A 17753-nucleotide genomic window follows, 5' to 3' on the forward strand; every position below is an offset into this window, starting at 1 on the left:
TTCCAAGTAGAAGCCCTACAACCGGTTGTTCAGGCATCCACCATGGCCATGGCCTCCTCCACATCCACCGCCACTAGCCGCGAACAGCCCGGCTCATGCATGGTTACGCCCATCAACTGATCGGCCATTTCCATGGCGATCTTGTTGTGGGTGATGTAGATGAACTGCACCGTTTCAGACATCTCCTTCACCAGCCGTGCGTAACGACCTACGTTGGCGTCGTCCAACGGTGCGTCGACCTCGTCGAGCATGCAGAACGGCGCCGGGTTCAATTTGAAGATGGCAAACACCAGGGCCAGCGCGGTCAGCGCCTTTTCGCCACCGGAGAGCAAATGGATGGTGCTGTTCTTCTTGCCAGGAGGACGCGCCATGATTGTCACCCCTGTATCGAGTAAATCTTCGCCCGTCAGTTCCAAGTAAGCGCTGCCGCCACCGAAAACTTTTGGGAAAAGGGCCTGCAAACCACCGTTGATCTGATCAAAGGTATCCTTGAAGCGGTTGCGGGTTTCCTTGTCGATCTTGCGAATGACGTTTTCCAGGGTCTCCAGCGCTTCCACCAGATCGTCGTTCTGGGCGTCCAGGTAACGCTTGCGCTCGGACTGCTGCTGGTACTCGTCGATGGCCGCCAGGTTGATTGCCCCCAGGCGCTGGATGCGCTGGGCAATGCGTTCCAACTCCTCCTCGGCGTCCTTCTCGTTCGCCCCGGCCACCAGGGTGGCGAGCACACCGTCGAGGTCGTAGCCGTCTTCCAGTAATTGGTCCTGCAAGGCTTTGCGCCGCACCGTCAGGGCTTGCCACTCCATGCGCTGCTGTTCCATCTGGCCGCGGATCAGTTGCGATTGCTGCTCGGCCTGGCTGCGACGCTTTTCGGCGTCGCGCAGTTCACGGTCGGCGTCCTCCAGGGCGATCTGCGCGGTCTTGAGTTCTTCGTCGACGCTCATGCGCTTGTCGAGCAACTCTTCGAGCTTGAGGCGCAGCTCTTCGAGCGGCGCTTCGCCCTCCTCCAGATTGAGGCTCAACTGCTCGCGTTTTTCGGTCAGGCGTTCGGACTGCATTTCCAGCCGTTCCAAGGCCTGGCGCGTGGAGTCGTGCTGGGCCTTGAGCGAGCCCAGGCGCACCGCCAACTGATGGGCATGATCCTTGTGCTGGCGTGCTTCCTGGCGCACCCGGTCCAGGCGCTCACGCAAGCTGTCACGCTGGGCCAGCAGCAATTCACGCTGCTCGGTGTCCAGCGCCATGGCGTCGAGGGCTTCTTGCAGTTGCAAGCGCGCCTCGCCGATCTGTTCGTGCTCCAGCGCCCGCTGCTCGCCCAGTTCGGCGATTTCTTCTTCCAGGCGGGTGCGGCGCAACGCCAGCTGTTCGACCTTGGCCTTGCCGGCCGACAACTGCGCCTTGAGCTCGCCTTGCTGGCGCGCCTCATCCTGCAACAGCCGCCGCAGGTGTTCGCGACCATTCTCCTGCTGACGCTGTTGCGCCCGCAGGTTTTGCAATTCGGTTTCCAGGGCTTCGACGCTGGCTTCGCGCTCCTCCCGTTCGGCGCCCAGGCGCTGGATTTCCTGGCCCCGGGCGAGCATGCCGCTCTCGGCTTCACTGGCCCGGCGTACCCGCAGGAAATGCCGACCGACCCAATAACCGTCCCGGCTGATCAGGCTTTCGCCTGCCGCCAACTGTCCGCGCAGGGCCAAGGCCTGCTCAAGGCTTTCCACCGGCTTGACCTGCCCCAGCCACGGCGACAGATCGACCTGGGCCTCGACCTTGTCCAGCAAGCTGCCGGGGATTCGTACGCCGTCGCCAGCCGGGCTGAGCAGGCGCAGATCGCCCTGGGTGAAACCCGACAGGTCGAAGCCGCCGAAGTCATCCACCAGCACCGCTTGCAGGTCGGCACCCAGCACGGTTTCCACCGCCAGCTCCCAACCGGCATCGACCTTCAGGCCCTCGGCCAATCGCGGACGCTCGGCCAGATGCTGGTCGCGCAGCCATTCGGCGGTGCCGGTGCCTGGGTCCAGCGCGGCTTGCTGCAAGGCTTCCAGCGAAGCCAAACGCCCATTGAGCCGCTGCAATTCGCCCTGGGCCTGTTGCTGATTCTGCAAGGCCAGTTGCAAGGCCTGGCGCAGTTGCTCAAGCCGTTCGACCTGGGCGTCTTCGCTGGCCTGCAAGTCTTCGAGCGTGGCTTCGCTGGTCGCCAGTTGCTCGCTCAGGTCCAGAATCGCCGCGTCTTCCGGGTCCGCCGCGAGCAAGGCACGCTCTTCGGCCAGGCGGCGCTGCCGTTCGGCCAGGCGCTCCATGCTGGTTTCCAACTGCTGGATGCGCGACTGCTGGACTTCAGCCTGGCGCCGTGGCTCGGCCGAGGTCAGGTTGAAGCTGTCCCACTGCTCTTGCCAGCCGTGCATGGTCAGCTCGGCTTCTTCCAGGGCTGCGGCGGCCTCTTCGGCGGCGGCGCTGGTGATTTCCTGCTCCGGCGTGAGCCGGTCCAGCTCTTCGCCAAGGGTCAGCAGCAGCGTGCGGTCGTGGCCCAGGTGGGATTCGGTTTCCAGGCGCGCCCGCTCGGCTTCCTTCAAGTCATCCTGCAACTGTCGCAGCCGTTGCTGACCGTGCTGGATGCTCTGCTCGACCCGGGCGATGTCGCCCCCCACGGAATAGAAGCGCCCCTGCACCAGATTGAAGCGCTCGGACAGGTCGTGGTGGCCGTCACGCAGGCGTTCGATGGCGGCGTCGGCGTTGCGTTGCTCGGCCACCAGGGCCTCGAAACTGACTTCCTGGTTGCCGATGATCGCCTCACGCTGACCGACCTGCTCGTTCAACGCCTGCCAACGCAGGGCCGACAGTTGGGCCTTGAGCTGGCGCTCCTCGCCCTTGTATTCCTGGTACTTCTTCGCGGCCTCGGCCTGCCGGTGCAGACGCTCCAGCTGGCGCTCGAGTTCTTCGCGCAGGTCGGTCAGGCGCGCGAGGTTTTCGTGGGTGCGACGAATGCGGTTTTCGGTTTCGCGCCGCCGTTCCTTGTATTTGGAAATACCGGCGGCTTCTTCAATGAAGTTGCGCAGGTCTTCGGGCTTGGCCTCGATCAGCTTGGAGATCATGCCCTGTTCGATGATCGAGTAGCTGCGCGGGCCCAGGCCGGTGCCGAGGAAAATATCGGTGATGTCGCGGCGTCGGCACTTGGTGCCGTTGAGGAAGTAGCTGTTCTGGCTGTCGCGGGTCACTTTGCGACGAATGGAGATTTCCGCATACGCGGCGTATTCACCCACCAGGGTGCCGTCGGAGTTATCGAACAACAGCTCGATGCTGGCCTGGCTCACCGGCTTTCGGCTGGTGGAGCCGTTGAAGATGACGTCGGTCATCGACTCGCCGCGCAGGTTCTTGGCCGAGCTCTCGCCCATCACCCAACGCACGGCATCGATAATGTTCGACTTGCCGCAACCATTTGGCCCGACCACTGCCGCCATGTTACTGGGGAAGTTCACCGTAGTCGGGTCGACGAAGGATTTGAACCCCGCCAATTTGATGCACTTGAGCCGCACGTTCAAGCCTTCGTCAGGGCAGAGACCACCAGATCGCAACTGCGCTGGGCGTAGGCCGTCAGCACGAGGCGAATCTGCGGCAGATCACGGGCCAGCACAGCGGCGAGCAGGCGCTGGAACAGGTCGAGGAACTCGCTCATTTCCGCCTTGCGCTGGTCCAGGGCCAGGAAATAGGCACGGCTCATGGCCGGTTGCAGGTTCTCGACGGTTTCCTGCAAGTACGGATTGTTGGCAAAGGGATAGGCGGCGCGCATCACGCTGAAGCTTTCATCGACGAAGGTGCGGATGTCCTGGCGCGCGTAGGCGTCGTTGAGACGCTGCTGAATCGCTACGAACGGCGCCATGTCGGCCTGCTCTTTCCAGCCATGGGCCACAGCGTAGCCCAGCAGGATGTACAGCTCGCTCATCAACGTGCAGAGGCTGCGCACCTTGTGCTCGGTGAGTTCGGTGACGTGGGCGCCGCGGCGCGGCAGGATCGCGATCAAGTGGCGTCGCTCCAGGATCAGCAAGGCCTCGCGGACCGAACCGCGGCTGACGTTGAGCGCCAGCGTGACCTTCTGCTCCTGGATGCGCTCTCCCGGCTTCATTTCGCCGCGAATGATGCGTTCGGCGAGATGGTGGGCGATTTGCTCGGCGAGGCTGTCCGGGGCCTTGAACGTCATGGTTGTCCTTCAAACTCTTCGATTTGCACAAGCGGCGCAGTGTAGCGCACTCGATACGTCATGGCGCAGGGCCTGTACCGGGTTTTTGGCACGATTCAAGCAAAAAAGCAGGGCGTCACCCAAGGGTCAATACTGAACCTACACGTTGTTCATCGACAAAACGAATTTTCCTGACCTTTAAGTCAGAAAATCGTTGACCGAAAAGTCAAAACTGATAAATTCGGCCCAAGTCGATACAACAATAATGAGTCTGCGAGGCCTTCCGTGATCCAGTTTTTACTCAACCAGGAACTCCGTAGCGAGCACGCCCTGGACCCGAACCTGACCGTGCTCAACTATTTACGCGAGCATGTTGGTAAGTCCGGTACCAAAGAAGGCTGCGCCAGCGGCGACTGTGGCGCGTGCACCGTGGTGGTGGGCGAACTGCATGTGGATGAAACCGGCCGTGAGCGCATGCGCTACCGCAGCCTCAATTCGTGCCTGACTTTCGTCTCGGCCCTGCACGGCAAGCAACTGATCAGCGTCGAAGACCTCAAGCACCAGGGCCAGTTGCACAGCGTCCAACAAGCGATGGTCGATTGCCACGGTTCGCAATGCGGCTTCTGCACACCAGGCTTCGTCATGTCGCTGTTCGCCCTGCAAAAGAACAGCGAACAATCCGACGCCCATAAAGCCCACGAAGCCCTGGCCGGCAATCTCTGCCGTTGCACCGGCTACCGGCCGATCCTGGCCGCGGCCGAGCAGGCCTGCTGCGGTAAGCAGCCGGACCAGTTCGACGCTCGCGAGGCTGAAACCATCGCCCGCCTCAAAGCCATCGCCCCGACCGAAACCGGTGAACTCAACAGTGGTGACAAGCACTGCCTGGTACCGCTGACCGTGGCCGACCTGGCCGATCTCTATGATGCCTATCCCCAGGCGCGCCTGTTGGCCGGCGGCACCGACCTGGCCTTGGAAGTCACGCAGTTTCACCGCACCCTGCCGGTGATGATCTACGTGGGCAACGTGGCCGAACTCAAGCGCATCGAACGCTTCGACGATCGCCTGGAAATCGGCGCCGCCACCGCCCTCTCCGATTGTTACGAAGCCTTGAAGGCTGAGTACCCGGACTTCGGCGAACTGCTGCAGCGCTTTGCCTCGCTGCAGATCCGCAACCAAGGCACCTTGGGCGGCAACATCGGCAACGCCTCGCCGATCGGCGACTCGCCGCCGCTGCTGATCGCCCTCGGCGCGCAGATCGTGCTGTGCAAGGGCCAGACCCGCCGGACCCTGGCGCTGGAAGACTATTTCATCGACTACCGCGTCACGGCGCGCCAGGAAAGCGAATTCATCGAGAAGATCATCGTGCCCCGGGCCAGTGCCGAGCAGGCATTCCGCGCCTACAAGGTGTCCAAGCGCCTGGACGATGATATTTCCGCGGTGTGCGCGGCGTTCAACCTGCGCATCGACAACGGCGTGGTCCGCGATGCCCGCATTGCCTTCGGCGGCATGGCCGCCACACCCAAGCGCGCCACCCATTGCGAAGCGGTATTGATCGGTGCGCCGTGGACCGACAGCACCGTCGAACGCGCCTGCGCGGCCCTGGCCGAGGACTTCACACCGCTGTCGGATTTCCGCGCCAGCAAGGAATACCGCCTGCTCAGCGCCCGCAACCTGTTGCGCAAATACTTCATCGAACTGCAAACGCCGCACATCGAGACTCGGGTGACCGCTTATGTCTAACCATCACGCCGTAGAGAAGACCCAAGCCGAACTGGCCGAGCTGTTCGCCCGCGACCTGACCACTGGCGTGGGCCGCAGCGTCAAGCACGACAGCGCCGCCAAGCATGTGTCCGGCGAAGCGCAGTACATCGATGACCGCCTGGAATTCCCGAACCAGTTGCACGTCTACGCCCGGCTATCGGACCGCGCCCACGCCCGGATCATCCGCATCGACACCGCGCCCTGCTACGCCTTCGAAGGTGTGCGCATCGCCATTACCCACCAAGACATCCCCGGCCTGAAGGACATCGGCCCACTGTTGCCCGGCGATCCGTTGCTGGCCATCGATGACGTGCAGTTCGTCGGTCAACCGGTGCTGGCCGTCGCCGCCAAGGACCTGGACACCGCCCGCCAGGCCGCGATGGCGGCCATCGTCGAATACGAAGACCTGGAGCCGGTACTGGACGTGGTCGAAGCCCTGCGCAAACGGCATTTCGTGCTCGACAGCCACACCCACCAGCGCGGTGACTCGGCCACGGCCCTGGCGAGCGCCGAGCATCGCATCCAGGGTTCGCTGCACATCGGCGGCCAGGAACACTTTTACCTGGAAACCCAGATCTCCTCGGTGATGCCCACCGAAGATGGCGGCATGATCGTCTATTGCTCGACCCAGAACCCCACCGAAGTGCAGAAACTGGTGGCCGAAGTGCTGGGCGTGTCGATGAACAAGGTCGTGGTGGACATGCGCCGCATGGGCGGTGGGTTCGGCGGCAAGGAAACCCAAGCCGCCAGCCCGGCGTGCCTGTGCGCCGTCATCGCCCACCTCACGGGCCAGCCAACCAAGATGCGCCTGCCCCGGGTCGAAGACATGCTGATGACCGGCAAGCGCCACCCCTTCTACATCGAATACGACGTCGGCTTCGACAGCCGCGGCCGCTTGCATGGCATCGCCCTGGAACTGGCGGGCAACTGCGGTTGCTCGCCGGACCTGTCGGCCTCGATTGTCGACCGGGCGATGTTCCATGCCGACAACGCCTATTACCTGGGCGATGCGACCATCAACGGCCACCGCTGCAAGACCAACACCGCCTCGAACACCGCATACCGTGGTTTCGGCGGGCCGCAAGGCATGGTCGCCATCGAAGAGGTGATGGATGCCATCGCCCGGCACCTCGGGCTCGATCCGCTGGCCGTGCGCAAGGCCAACTACTACGGCAAGACCGAGCGCAACGTCACCCACTACTACCAGACTGTCGAGCACAACATGCTCGAGGAAATGACCGCCGAGCTTGAGCAAAGCAGCCAGTACGCCGAACGCCGCGAGGCGATCCGTTGCTACAACGCCAATAGCCCGATCCTGAAAAAAGGCCTGGCGCTGACCCCGGTGAAATTCGGCATTTCGTTCACCGCCAGTTTCCTCAACCAGGCCGGCGCGCTGATCCACGTCTACACCGATGGCAGCATCCACCTGAACCATGGCGGCACCGAAATGGGCCAAGGCCTGAACACCAAGGTCGCGCAAGTGGTGGCCGAGGTGTTCCAGGTGGAAATGGACCGGGTGCAAATCACCGCGACCAACACCGACAAAGTGCCGAACACCTCGCCCACCGCGGCGTCCAGCGGCGCCGACCTGAACGGCAAGGCGGCGCAGAATGCGGCCGAGACCATCAAGCAGCGCCTGGTGGAATTCGCTGCACGGCAGTACAAGGTCAGCGAAGAAGACGTGGAATTCCACAACGGCCATGTGCGGGTGCGCGACCACATCCTGACCTTTGAGGCGCTGGTGCAGCAGGCGTATTTCGCCCAGGTTTCGCTATCGAGCACTGGCTTCTACAAGACCCCGAAAATCTACTACGACCGCAGCCAGGCCCGCGGCCGCCCCTTCTACTACTACGCCTTTGGCGCGGCCTGTGCCGAAGTGATCGTCGACACCCTCACCGGCGAGTACAAGATGCTGCGCACCGACATCCTCCACGACGTTGGCGCCTCGCTGAACCCGGCCATCGACGTCGGCCAGGTCGAGGGTGGTTTCATCCAGGGCATGGGCTGGCTGACCATGGAAGAACTGGTGTGGAACGACAAGGGCAAGCTGATGACCAATGGCCCGGCCAGCTACAAGATCCCCGCCGTGGCCGACATGCCGCTGGACCTGCGGGTCAAACTGGTGGAAAACCGCAAGAACCCAGAGGACACGGTGTTCCACTCCAAAGCCGTGGGTGAACCGCCGTTCATGCTCGGCATTGCCGCGTGGTGCGCCATCAAGGACGCGGTGGCGAGCCTGGGGGATTACCAGCACCAACCGAACATCGACGCCCCGGCAACGCCGGAGCGGGTGTTGTGGGGGTGTGAGCAGATGCGGCAGTTGAAGACCGTGAAGCCTGCGCAAGTCGCGGCCGAGCTAGCTCCGCTTTGAAGAGCAGACGCGGAGCGTAATGATCGTTCCCACGCTCTGCGTGGGAATGCAGCCCCCGACGCTCTGCGTCGAAGTTTGAAGAGCGGACGCGGAGCGTCCAAAGATGCATTCCCACGCAGAGCGTGGGAACGATCAGTCAGATGTCGAGGTGAATATGTACAACTGGATCAGCGCCCTCGCCGACCTGCAAACCCGCGGCGAACCCTGCGTGCTGGTGACGATCATCGAAGAACTCGGCTCCACCCCACGCAACGCCGGTTCGAAAATGGTCATCAGCGCCAGCCAGACGTTCGACACCATCGGTGGCGGGCACCTGGAATACAAGGCCATGGAAATCGCCCGGCACATGCTCGCCAGCGGCCAGCAAAACACCCATCTGGAGCGCTTCAGCCTCGGTGCGAGCCTGGGCCAGTGCTGCGGTGGCGTCACCGTGTTGCTGTTCGAACCCATGGGCCAGGTCCAGGCGCAAATCGCCGTGTTCGGCGCCGGCCATGTCGGCCGCGCCCTGGTGCCGCTGCTGGCGAGCCTGCCCTGCAAAGTGCGCTGGATCGATTCGCGGGAGGCGGAGTTCCCCGAACACCTGCCCCATGGCGTGCGCAAGATCGTCAGCGAAGAGCCACTGGATGAAGTCGACGAATTGCCCGCCGGCAGCTACTGCATCGTCATGACCCACAATCATCAGCTCGACCTGGAACTGAGCGCCGCGATCCTCAAGCGCAACGACTTCGCCTACTTCGGCCTGATTGGCTCAAGGACCAAACGGGTCAAGTTCGAACATCGCCTGCGTGATCGCGGCTTCGACAGCGCCACCTTGCAGCGCATGCGTTGCCCCATGGGCATCGGCGAAGTCAAAGGCAAGTTGCCTGTGGAAATCGCCATCTCCATCGCCGGCGAAATCATCGCCACCTATAACGCGGATTTCGGCCAGCACACCGCCCGCGCCGAACCGATCGCCAAGCTGCTACCGGCCTCGCGCCGCAGCCAGGCGAACCGTTGAACACTCGTTGAGAATTCCCATGCCCCTGACACGCAAAGCCTACCGCGCCGCCCTGCTCCACAGCCTCGCCGACCCGGCCGAAGTCGGTATCGAGGCGTCCTATGAATATTTCGAAGACGGTTTGCTGGTGGTGGAAAACGGCCAGATCAGCGCCATCGGTCACGCCCGCGACCTGCTGCCGACCCTGGCAACTGACATCGAAGTCATTCATTACCCGGATGCGCTGATCACCCCCGGCTTGATCGACACCCACATTCACTTGCCCCAGACCGGCATGGTCGGCGCCTATGGCGAGCAATTGCTGGACTGGCTCAACACCTACACCTTCCCCTGCGAAAGCCAGTTCGTCGACAAGGCCCACGCCGATGCCGTGGCCGATATTTTCGTCAAGGAACTGCTGCGCAACGGCACCACCACCGCGCTGGTGTTCGGCAGCGTGCACCCGCAATCGGTGAATTCGTTTTTTGAAGTGGCCCAGAAGCTCGACCTGCGAATGATCGCCGGCAAAGTGATGATGGATCGCAATGCTCCGGACTATCTGGTCGACACGGCCGAATCCAGCTACACCGAGAGCAAGGCGCTGATCGAGCGCTGGCACGGCAAGGGCCGCCTGCACTACGCGGTGACCCCACGCTTCGCGCCCACCAGCACTGCGGAGCAATTGACCCTGGCTGGTCAGTTGCTGGGGGAATATCCCGATTTGTACATGCAGACCCACATCAGTGAAAACCTGCAGGAAGTGCAATGGGTCAAAGAGCTGTTCCCGGAGCGCAAGGGTTACCTGGACGTCTACGACCACTACCAACTGCTCGGCGAACGCTCGGTGTTCGCCCACGGCGTGCACCTGTGCGACGACGAATGCGCTCGCCTGGCCGAGACCGGTTCGGCCATCGCCTTCTGCCCCACCTCGAACTTTTTCCTGGGCAGCGGCCTGTTCAACCTGCCGATGGCCGAAAAACACAAGGTGAACGTAGGGTTGGGCACGGATGTGGGCGGCGGCACCAGTTTTTCGCTGCTGCAAACCCTCAACGAAGCCTACAAGGTGATGCAGTTGCAGGGCGCGCGGCTGAGCCCGTTCAAGTCGCTGTACCTGGCCACCCTCGGCGGCGCCCGGGCCCTGCGCCTGGAGGACAAGATCGGGACGTTGCAGCCGGGCACCGACGCGGATTTCCTGGTATTGGACTACAACGCCACGCCGCTGCTGGGCTATCGCCTCAAGCAGGCCAAGGACATTGCCGAGCGGTTGTTCGTGCTGATGACGCTGGGGGATGACCGGACGGTAGCGCAGACTTATGCGGCCGGTAAATTGGTGCATCAGCGGTAGTCCCACTGATCGTTCCCACGCTCTGCGTGGGAATGCAGCCCGGGACGCTCCGCGTCCCCAAGAGCCGAACGCGGAGCGTCCGTTGAGGCATTCCCACGCAGAGCGTGGGAACGATCGGGGTCGGTGCCGCTGACGCCACTCAATCAGAGCTTGGCCGTCGACCGCCCCGGCTTCTTGCTCTGCAACAAATGCGAGAACACCGCATGCAAGTCATCCGACGCGCTTTCCTCGTCGAGGTTGAGCTTGCTATCGATGTGGTCCATGTGATGCATCATCAGGTCCACGGCCAGTGTGGCATCGCGGGCCTCGATGGCGTCGATCAACTGAGTGTGTTCGTCATAGGAACAGTGGGAGCGGTTGCCGCTTTCGTATTGGGCGATGATCAGCGACGTCTGGGACACGAGGCTGCGCTGGAAACTGATCAGCGGGGCGTTCTTCGCCGCTTCGGCCAGCTTGAGGTGGAACTCGCCCGACAAACGGATGCCGGCGCCGCGGTCGCCACGGGAGAAACTGTCGCGTTCGTCGCTGACCATCTGCCGCAGCTCAGCCAATTGTTCAGCCGTGGCATGCTGCACCGCCAATTCGGTGATCGCCCTTTCCACCAGGCGCCGGGCCATGAAGACCTGGCGAGCCTCTTCGACACTCGGGCTGGCCACCACGGCGCCGCGGTTGGGCCGCAGCAACACCACGCCTTCGTGGGCCAGGCGTGACAGCGCCCGACGAATAATCGTGCGGCTGACCCCGAAAATCTCCCCCAGTGCCTCTTCGCTCAACTTGGTACCGGGCGCCAGGCGTTGTTCGAGGATAGCCTCGAAGATATGCGCATAGACAATATCGTCCTGGGTTCCGCTGCGGCCGGCTTTACCGGCTCGCGGTTGTTTCTTGAGGGGTTGCAACTGTTCGTTCATGGGCACTCGGGTCGGGAAAACGGCGGCGAATTGACCGTGACTGTAATACGGCACAGCGGGTCGCTGGCAAGTATCGCGTAAATGACACGGCGATTGTACACAACCTCTGATGGCAACACGACTGTACGGCTGTTTGCGGGCATGGCTGTATTGCAATCGGCTACTGCGTTGAGTTTAGGCTTAAAACCAAAACCCTGTGGCGAGGGAGCTTGCTCCCGCTGGCGTGCGGAGCACGCCCAAACAGACCGACGCCGTATGGCCTGACCCACCGCATCGGCTGGTTTTGGGGCGGCTGCGCCACCCAGCGGGAGCAAGCTCCCTCGCCACCGGGCTGCTTCAGATTCTGCCAATTTATAATAAGGATCATCGTCCACCATGACCGAAGTCACGACCACGCCACTTCGTCCATTCGCCGACACCTCACCCTCGGCCATCGTCGCCGGGTTCATCGCGATGATGACCGGCTACACCAGTTCCCTGGTGCTGATGTTCCAGGCCGGGCAGGCAGCCGGGCTGACCAGCGGACAGATTTCTTCGTGGATCTGGGCAATTTCCATCGGCATGGCGGTGTGTTCCATCGGCCTATCGCTGCGCTATCGCACACCGATCACCATCGCCTGGTCGACACCCGGCGCAGCGCTGCTGATCACCAGTCTGGGTGGCGTGAGTTATGGCGAGGCCATCGGCGCCTATATCACCTGTGCAGTATTGGTGACGATCTGTGGCCTGACCGGCAGTTTCGAGCGCCTGGTCAAGCGCATCCCGGCCTCGCTGGCGGCGGCGTTGCTGGCGGGGATCCTGTTCAAGATCGGCAGCGAGATCTTCGTCGCCACCCAGCATCGCACCGGCCTGGTGCTGGGGATGTTTTTCACCTACCTGATCGTCAAGCGCCTGTCGCCCCGCTATGCGGTACTGGCGGCATTGTTGATCGGTACGGCGCTGTCGGGCCTGTTGGGGCTGCTGGACTTCAGCGGCTTCGCCCTGGAAGTCGCGACACCGGTGTGGACCACGCCGCACTTTTCCCTGGCGGCCACCATCAGCATCGGCATTCCGTTGTTCGTGGTGGCGATGACCTCGCAGAACATGCCCGGCATCGCCGTGCTGCGGGCCGACGGCTACAACGTGCCGGCCTCGCCGCTGATCACCAGCACCGGCATCGCTTCGCTACTGCTGGCGCCGTTCGGCTCCCATGGCATCAACCTGGCGGCCATCAGCGCGGCGATCTGCACCGGCCCCCACGCCCACGAAGATCGCAACAAGCGCTACACGGCGGCGGTCTGGTGCGGGGTCTTCTACGGGATTGCCGGGGTGTTTGGCGCCACGCTGGCGGCGTTGTTCGCGGCGCTGCCCAAGGAACTGGTGCTGTCCATCGCGGCCTTGGCGCTGTTCGGGTCGATCATCAATGGCTTGAGCATCGCCATGAGTGAAGTGAAGGAGCGGGAAGCGGCGTTGATCACCTTCATGGTCACGGCGTCGGGGCTGACGCTGTTCTCCATCGGTTCGGCGTTCTGGGGGATTGTGGCGGGGGTGTTGACGTTGCTGATCCTGAACTGGCGCAAGGATTGATCGTTCCCACGCAGCGTGGGAACGATCAAAGCTTGTAGCTTCAAGCTTCAAGCTTCAAGCTTCAAGCGCTTGGACTTGCCGCTCGAAGCTCGAAGCTTGCAGCTTACTTCTGATTGATCGGCTTTTCCGGGTACCAGACGTCCATCAGCGGGCTCACTTCAACGCTGGTCAGCTCAGGACGCGCCTTGAGCCAGGCTTCAACGGTAGCGCGCTGCTCTTCGGAAACCGAACCACGCTTCTGCAGGCAAACCAGACCGTAGTCGTCGCCGCCGACGTAGCCCAGGCCGTTGGCTTCCATGGCTTCTTTCAGGAAAGCGTCGAGGAAAGCGTCAATAGCCTCATCGGCCAGATCTTCTTTGAAATCCAGGTTCAGTTCGAAACCCAGCTCTTGAAATTCATCCACGCACAGTTTTTTGCGCAGACGCTGGGAACGGTTAGTCGCCATTGGAACAATCCTCATAAGTAATAACGGCCGGCACTTTACCAGTTTGGTGCGCCGATTGCCCGACTGATCGGGTGTATCGACCTACCGTCGGTAAAAAATAGCGGCCGAAGGGCTCAGGCACGGCCCCAGCCGTTGCGGCTTGGGGCATAATGCCGACACTTTCATGACCGTTGAGGGCGTTCATTTTCATGTCCTCGTCTTTTCCCCCTCGCCCGTAGGGTTTTATTACAAATGATCAAATCTTTGCGTCCACTGCTTCTGGCCAGCCTTCTTCTTCCCCTGGCCCTCCCTGTCACTGCCCACGCCGCCACGATCAACACTGCCCTGTCGCCCAATGTGCAAAAGGCCCTCAAGGCCAGCAAACTGCAGAATGACGCCCTGTCCCTGGTGATGGTGCCGCTCAACGGCCCCGGCACCCCGACCCTGTACAACGCCGATGTCTCGGTCAATCCAGCGTCCACCATGAAACTGGTGACCACCTACGCGGCCCTGGAAATGCTCGGCCCCAATCACCAGTGGAAAACCGAGTTCTACACCGATGGCACTCTCAGCGGCGGGATCCTCAACGGCAACCTGTACCTCAAGGGCGGCGGCGATCCCAAGCTGAACATGGAAAAACTCTGGCTGCTGATGCGCGACCTGCGGGCCAACGGCGTGCAGCAGGTCACCGGCGACCTGGTGCTGGACCGCGGCTTCTTCATCCAGCCGCAACTGCCCGAATTCAACGACGACGGCAACGACGAAAACAAACCGTTCCTGGTCAAGCCCGACTCGTTGCTGGTCAACCTCAAGGCCCTGCGCTTCGTCGCCCGCAATGACGGCGGCCGGGTGCTGGTGTCGGTGGAGCCGCCGATTGCCAGCATTCGCATCGACAATCAGGTCAAGGCCGTCAACGCCAAGCAATGCGCCGGCGGTGTGCGCTACAACCCGGTGGCCCAGACGGACGGCAGCGTGACGGTGACCGTCGGCGGCCAGCTCGGTGACGGTTGCAGCTCCCAGACCTACCTGTCGCTGCTGGACCATGCTACCTACACCGCAGGAGCGGTGCGGGCGATCTGGAAAGAGCTGGGCGGCAGCATCCAGGGCGCGGACCGCCTGGCCGCGACCCCGAGCAACGCCAAGGTGCTGGCCCGGGCATTCTCCCCGGACCTGGCGGAGATCATCCGCGACATCAACAAATACAGTAACAACACCATGGCCCAGCAGTTGTTCCTGAGCCTCGGCGCACAGTTCCGTAACGAAGCCGACGGTGATGACGCCAAGGCCGCGCAACGGGTGGTGCGCCAGTGGTTGGCCAAGAAAGGCATCACCGCGCCGCACCTGGTGATGGAGAACGGCTCCGGCCTGTCCCGCGCCGAACGGGTCAGCGCCCGGGAAATGGCGGCCATGCTGCAAGCCGCCTGGCGCAGCCCGTACTCGGCCGAGTTCATCAGTTCGATGCCAATTGCCGGCACCGACGGCACCATGCGCAAACGCCTGAAGACCACCGCCATGGCCGGCGAAGCCCATGTCAAGACCGGCACCCTGAACACCGTCCGCGCCATCGCCGGCTACAGCCGTGACATCAATGGCAACACCTGGGCGGTGGTGGCGATCCTCAACGATCCGAAACCTTGGGGTGCTTCGTCGGTGCTGGACCAGGTGCTGCTGGACCTGTACCGCCAGCCGAAACTGCCACAGACGGCTTCGGTGCTCTAATCTCTTGATTCGCCGCAATTTCAGCGGCTCTGGAAAACAGTGTGGGCGCGGGCTTGCTCGCTCCCACTCTTCGCCCCCTATACCCAGCCTAAGTGGCTAACCCAACTGCACCTCAACCCGATCCCGTCCGGCCTGCTTGGCCGCATACACGCCCGAGTCAGCCCTTAGCAGCAACGCATCGGCGCCCTCCCCGGCGCGCCAGGTGGCGATACCGAAGCTGGCGGTGACAAACCCCACTCCCTCGATGGGCGCCGCCCGCAAGCCTTCCCACAGCTCCAATGCCAAGGTGTAGGCGCTGTCGCTGTCAGTGTCCGGGCACAGCACCACGAACTCTTCGCCCCCCAGCCGGCAGAACACATCGGTGCGCCGCAACCGTTGGGCGACACGCTGGCAGACGGCCTGCAACACCCGGTCGCCCACTGCGTGGCCATGCTGGTCGTTGATGCGCTTGAAGTGGTCAATGTCGAGCATGATGACCGCCAGTCCTCCGGAACCGCGCTCGACCCGAGCCATCTCCGAAGTCAGGCGCTCCTGGAAATAGCGGCGATTGCGAATACCGGTCAGCGCGTCGGTCACGGACAAGGCCCGCAGCTCTTCTTCCACGCGCTTGAGGTCGGAAATATCCGAGATATACCCGTGCCACAACACCCCGCCGCCGGGCAGTTCCTCGGGCGTGGCCTCGCCGCGTACCCAGCGCAGGCCGCGCAAGGGCAGTTGCACCCGGTACTCTTCCCGCCACGGGCTCAAGGTGTGGGCCGAAGCGCGAATCGAAGCGCGGACACGCGTGCTGTCCAACGGGTGAATGCGCGAGAAAATCGCCTCGGCGTTCTGCACCAGCACATCGGGTTCCAATTCATAGATGTCGCGAATGCCGTCGCTGGCATAGATCACGCTGAAGCGACCGTTGAAATCCATTTTGAACTGGTAGATCCCCCCAGGCACGTGGGCACTGAGCTTTTTCAGCAACACATCACGGGCAGCCAACGCTTCGTGGACGCGCTTGCGTTCGGTGATGTCGATGCAGATCGCCAGGTGCCCGATCCACAACCCCTGGTCATCGAGCATCGGTGTGGCGAGCATGTTCACGGTCAGGTGGCTGCCATCGCGGCGCACCAGGGTCCACTCCCGCGCCTGTTGCCCGCCCTGTTCGCCGCCCTCGAGCAACATCGCGTGGCACGCCGGAATCGGCTTGCCAAAGCGCGCGCCGAGTTGGGCGGCGCGGGCCTGGAGTTCGCGCGGTACATGCAGGTTTTCCAGGGTCATGCTCTGCAGGACCTCGCAGCTCGGGTAGCCGAGCATCTGCTCGGCACCGGCGTTGAAGGTGGTGATGACGCCGCGCAGGTCCGTGGCGATGATCGCGACCTGAGTCGCGGCATCCAGCACACCACGCAACTGCCCATGGGTACCGCGCAGCTCCTGCTCCCGGGCGCGCAGTTCACGGGTGCGTTGCTCTACCAGTTTCAAGGCCCGCTGCCGCTGGCTGACCAGTACATAGAGCAAGGCGCTGAGCAGCAGGCTGAGCAAGCCACCAAGTATCACCATGCTGGTGACCGAAGAATGATTGCTAGACAGGAACACCCGGCTGGGTCGCAACTCCACCCGGTAGTCGCGATCGGCCAGGCGCAACAGGCGAGTCGCCGACAAATCGCTACGGCCCGGCGGGTTGTGGGATTCGAACAGCGCCTCCTCCGCGTTTTCGGTAGACAGGTCCATGACACGCATCGACAGATTGTCGTGACTGGACGCTGGCAGCCCGTCACCCGCCAGTTGGCGCATGCTGATGGCCGCCACCACGTACCCGAACGGTTCGCTGGCCGACTCCCGGACGACCGGCGCGACCAACAGTACCCCCCGGGCAAATACCGGGTCGGCGCCCATCAGGTCCAATGGCTGCGAAACCACCGGCCCGCCTCGTTGGCGGGCCCGCTCAACGGTGGCACGGCGCAAGGGTTCGGAAAGCAGGTCCAGGCCCAGCGGTGTCCCGTAGGAAGCCTGGCTCTGGATGTAGCGCAGCGGTGCGTATTCCTCCCGTTCGGCGGCCTGTCGCAGGCCACCGCTACCGTCCGGCTCGCGGATCGTGAATTGAGTGGCCCCGTCGGCTTGCGCTTGTCGTTCGAACGATTGCCGTTCGTCGCGCAGCACCCTGGGCGCCCAGGCGAACGCCCGGGTACGGCGCAATAGCACGTCAGCGTAGCCACGGAATTCGTTGTTGGAGACATCTTCAGAGTTGGCAAAGAAACGCCTGAGGCTGTCGAGGCGTTGCTCCTGGTCCTGGAAGTGTTCCTCAATGCGGCTGAAACGCTCCTCGGCTTGCAGCTCGAAGCGCTGGCGCAGTTGCTGGTGGAACAGATTCATCATCGCCCAAGTCAGCAACCCGGTCAGGAACATACCGGCCAGCAGGACCAGCGAAGCGACCAGCCAGGCCGACACGTCTTCGCTGATAAAGCCCAGGATCCTGGGACGCACCTGATGCAATGCCATAAACACAACTCAGAAAGGAACCAGGCATAGGCACAGCCCTGGA

At 62.7% G+C, this 17753-nt stretch carries 12 protein-coding genes; 6 read left to right on the top strand and 6 right to left on the bottom strand.

What is annotated here, in order from left to right:
• Positions 1–29: 29 nt before the first annotated feature.
• Positions 30–3518: a chromosome segregation protein SMC gene (gene smc, locus TK06_RS11795; RefSeq protein WP_063322224.1), complete on the bottom strand. Its 3489-nt coding sequence runs from the start codon at positions 3516–3518 to the stop codon at positions 30–32.
• A gap of 2 nt (positions 3519–3520) precedes the next feature.
• The gene (locus TK06_RS11800; protein ID WP_063322225.1) at positions 3521–4180 is read right to left on the bottom strand and encodes a GntR family transcriptional regulator; all 660 of its coding nucleotides are present in this window, start codon (positions 4178–4180) and stop codon (positions 3521–3523) included.
• A 264-nt stretch (positions 4181–4444) separates the two neighbouring features.
• Between TK06_RS11800 and xdhA the strand changes: the two genes are divergently transcribed.
• The 4 genes from xdhA (at position 4445) to guaD (ending at position 10612) form a co-directional block, all read left to right on the top strand.
• Positions 4445–5899 carry a xanthine dehydrogenase small subunit gene (gene xdhA, locus TK06_RS11805; RefSeq protein WP_063322226.1) on the top strand — a complete coding sequence of 485 codons (1455 nt, stop codon included), beginning with the start codon at positions 4445–4447 and terminating at the stop codon, positions 5897–5899.
• Positions 5892–8291 (top strand): xanthine dehydrogenase molybdopterin binding subunit, encoded by a 2400-nt coding sequence (gene xdhB / locus TK06_RS11810; protein ID WP_063322227.1) that lies wholly within the window; start codon positions 5892–5894, stop codon positions 8289–8291. The genes xdhA and xdhB overlap by 8 nt, the downstream gene beginning before the upstream one ends.
• Before the next feature lie 154 nt (positions 8292–8445).
• Positions 8446–9288, top strand: coding sequence for a xanthine dehydrogenase accessory protein XdhC (gene xdhC / locus TK06_RS11815; RefSeq protein ID WP_063322228.1), 843 nt, complete (start codon positions 8446–8448; stop codon positions 9286–9288).
• Positions 9289–9307: 19 nt separating this feature from the next.
• Positions 9308–10612 (top strand): guanine deaminase, encoded by a 1305-nt coding sequence (gene guaD, locus TK06_RS11820; RefSeq protein WP_063322229.1) that lies wholly within the window; start codon positions 9308–9310, stop codon positions 10610–10612.
• Between the two features lie 143 nt (positions 10613–10755).
• Here the strand turns inward: guaD and TK06_RS11825 are convergent, their stop codons facing one another.
• On the bottom strand, positions 10756–11520 hold the full coding sequence (locus TK06_RS11825) for a GntR family transcriptional regulator (RefSeq protein WP_003183531.1): 765 nt from the start codon (positions 11518–11520) through the stop codon (positions 10756–10758).
• A 375-nt stretch (positions 11521–11895) separates the two neighbouring features.
• Between TK06_RS11825 and TK06_RS11830 the strand changes: the two genes are divergently transcribed.
• On the top strand, positions 11896–13086 hold the full coding sequence (locus TK06_RS11830; RefSeq protein WP_063322230.1) for a benzoate/H(+) symporter BenE family transporter: 1191 nt from the start codon (positions 11896–11898) through the stop codon (positions 13084–13086).
• A 103-nt stretch (positions 13087–13189) separates the two neighbouring features.
• On the opposite strand, the gene TK06_RS11835 is transcribed toward TK06_RS11830, so the two are convergent.
• On the bottom strand, positions 13190–13531 hold the full coding sequence (locus TK06_RS11835; protein WP_063322231.1) for a YggL family protein: 342 nt from the start codon (positions 13529–13531) through the stop codon (positions 13190–13192).
• The gene (locus TK06_RS32440) at positions 13521–13721 is read right to left on the bottom strand and encodes a hypothetical protein (protein ID WP_153044839.1); all 201 of its coding nucleotides are present in this window, start codon (positions 13719–13721) and stop codon (positions 13521–13523) included. Before TK06_RS32440 ends, TK06_RS11835 begins: the two co-directional genes overlap by 11 nt.
• 41 nt (positions 13722–13762) lie before the next feature.
• On the opposite strand from TK06_RS32440, the gene dacB reads away from it, so the two are divergent.
• On the top strand, positions 13763–15229 hold the full coding sequence (gene dacB / locus TK06_RS11840) for a D-alanyl-D-alanine carboxypeptidase/D-alanyl-D-alanine endopeptidase (RefSeq protein ID WP_063322232.1): 1467 nt from the start codon (positions 13763–13765) through the stop codon (positions 15227–15229).
• 96 nt (positions 15230–15325) lie between these two features.
• Here dacB and TK06_RS11845 read toward each other — a convergent pair whose 3' ends face one another.
• Positions 15326–17710 carry a sensor domain-containing diguanylate cyclase gene (locus TK06_RS11845; RefSeq protein ID WP_063322233.1) on the bottom strand — a complete coding sequence of 795 codons (2385 nt, stop codon included), beginning with the start codon at positions 17708–17710 and terminating at the stop codon, positions 15326–15328.
• Positions 17711–17753 lie beyond the last annotated feature (43 nt).

The sequence above is a fragment of the Pseudomonas fluorescens genome (assembly GCF_001623525.1).
GTDB classification, from domain to species: domain Bacteria; phylum Pseudomonadota; class Gammaproteobacteria; order Pseudomonadales; family Pseudomonadaceae; genus Aquipseudomonas; species Aquipseudomonas fluorescens_Q.